Below are 2,248 nucleotides of genomic sequence, written 5' to 3'. Positions count from 1 at the left end.
GTTACTGTTCAGAGGTTAGCTGGACATGAGAAAACCGATGGTGTAGACTGATAACAGTCAAAGCCATCGGTTTTCTTATCCAAATATTCTGGATACTCTGTCAAATATATTCGCTGGTTCTTCTAGCCGCACCAAAACAAGCATGCTCATGCATTGGCAGAGATAATCGATACTTTCGAAACTCCTAAATGTCACAGCCTGCGCCTGTTTCCGCTTATAGTTTCTTAGAAGCCTTTCGGCTTCATTATTAGTGGCAGGTATTCGGGAATCATGCAGGAACAGCAAATGGTTCTGCATATATTTCTCCATTCTCAGGAATAAATTATACCCGTCTCTGTAATAATTGTTTGCCGGAACATTTCCGTATTCCGCCCTGGCTATTTCCAGTATCTCACGGTATCTTTTTTCGAATTCAGATACCTTTACCGGATCCGGTTCCTGAAATGGCTGGCATTCGTTTCGGAAATGGATCATCTCCTGTACCAGTGAACGCATCTCTTTGTTCCAGGTGCGGTCTGGTTCATTATCCATGCTGTCTTTCAGGTAACGCAGCACATGGGCAAGGCATTCCTGGTGATCTGCTCCATAATTATAAAAGGTAATATCATGGTCATGGACAAGGATCCCCTGATAATCCTCTGTAACAGTCCCTTTTACTCCCTCGTGTCCTTTTTTCTCACGAGCGAAGTACAATGCTTTTCCGTCTGGTGTGGCACAGACATAGATCTGACAGCTTTTTCCGTTTTCCCTGCCGCTTGTACAATCTGTATGCATAACAGGGGAAAGCAGCATGTCCGCATAGGCTGCCTTGCGCTCGGGCTCTGTTTTTAAAGCAAACTCCCTGCTGAGTTTACTTATCATGCCTTTGGAAATATTCAGTTTTCCATCCGTCAGATCAGACAGGAACTTCCTGCTTTTATCAATAGAGGTACAGCAGTCATTGTTCAGAAGGAACAAAAATGCCCGGATGTTGCCATCATAATTCACATCATCAATAACACCATCCGGAAATGCAGCGTGTGCACGTTCGCCGGTCTGGCTGTTATAATAAACATCTGCATGGTATTCTGTTACATCCAGGACCATACGGATACTTACCAGTTGTTTTATGATTGTTCTTGCTGTCTTTTTAAAAGCACAGTCTTCAAGCACTTCTTCTGGTGGCGGAAGGAGGATTACCGGATGTGTAGGCTCCTGCTTTTTTCGGCCATGCCCTTTATGTCCTGGCTGTCCACCGGGTTTCCGTCCTGTTTTTTCCCTGCTGTTTGCAATCTTTTTCCGCCGGATGGCTTTTGAAGAAGGAATAGATGAATTTTCATAATCACGGTTGATCTGTGCATGAAGTTTCAGGTTCTTTCCCTGTTCTTCTTCCAGCTGGGTGGCGGTTTCATAGAACTTAAGGCGGAATTCTTTTGCTTTCTCCAATGCATCATCTCTTTGTCTCTCAGCAAGAAGAGCACGTTTCTCCATCTCCCGAAGCTTCTGGTCAGCTTTTTTCTGCATTGCCTCAAACTCCAGCAGCATATCCTCCAGTACCTGAAACCAGTAATTGCGGACACGGATGGTTTCTTTATGTGCATCCGCTATCTCCGTTAGCAGCGCCTGAATCTTACGTTCATAGGCTCTGCACTCCTTTTGATGGAGTTCTTTCAGCTTAATATAGTGTTCACCGGATTCCAGTTCTTTATTTCTTGTCTGTGCGGCTTTCAGCCGACACATGAGTGAGATGTAATCATACGCATCAGGCATATGTTTTCCTCCAGTACAGTTATAATCAAACGCCACTGACAATGTCTGTAATCTTTGAGATATGCTCTTCCAGATATTCAATCAATTCTTTTTGTTTCTGGATAAATTCCTCCTGGATTTCAATCTGTTTGAGATAACCGGCAAGAAGTTCATCACGTTTTCTAAGTTCTTCTTTAAAATCAATATTCATAAGTGAACCTCTCTTTCTTAAGAAAAAGTATAACAGAAACATAGAAAAAAAGCGAATCACCAGAAAGTGCCTTTTCGTCAATCTGACTGTGGATAAATAGCTGTTTTATAATAAAAAAAGTATTCATGCAGACCTTGAAACTTCAAGAATGGGTTCCCAAAACTAGAATCTGGTGTATAACTTTTAACAAAAAGAACAGCAGGAAAAACTATAAACACAGTTTTTCCTGCCGCGAATGGTTATCCACAAAATAAAAAAATAAATTTCGTCATTTTTTACAATGACTTATGCATACCTCTGAACAGTAAC

Annotated in this window: 2 protein-coding genes; both read right to left on the bottom strand. The window is 41.9% G+C overall.

Annotation, left to right across the window (positions count from 1 at the left end):
* Nucleotides 1-75: 75 nt before the first annotated feature.
* Nucleotides 76-1,749: an IS66 family transposase gene (locus tag MUB35_RS30290; RefSeq protein ID WP_196003015.1), complete on the bottom strand. Its 1,674-nt coding sequence runs from the start codon at nucleotides 1,747-1,749 to the stop codon at nucleotides 76-78.
* 25 nt (nucleotides 1,750-1,774) lie between these two features.
* Nucleotides 1,775-1,939, bottom strand: a complete 165-nt coding sequence (locus MUB35_RS30285; RefSeq protein WP_173684295.1) for a hypothetical protein — start codon at nucleotides 1,937-1,939, stop codon at nucleotides 1,775-1,777.
* Between the last annotated feature and the right edge of the window lie 309 nt (nucleotides 1,940-2,248).

The organism is Blautia sp. NSJ-175 (genome assembly GCF_022867815.1).
GTDB classification, from domain to species: domain Bacteria; phylum Bacillota; class Clostridia; order Lachnospirales; family Lachnospiraceae; genus Blautia; species Blautia celeris.
The sequence above is the reverse complement of the archived record's forward strand: the minus strand, read 5'-3'. Positions and strand labels throughout refer to the sequence as shown.

What these genes read in the sequence shown, in the direction of transcription:
- MUB35_RS30290 (WP_196003015.1), bottom strand. Translation starts at nt 1,749, where the DNA reads ATGCCTGATGCGTATGATTACATCTCACTCATGTGTCGGCTGAAAGCC.
- MUB35_RS30285 (WP_173684295.1), bottom strand. Translation starts at nt 1,939, where the DNA reads ATGAATATTGATTTTAAAGAAGAACTTAGAAAACGTGATGAACTTCTT.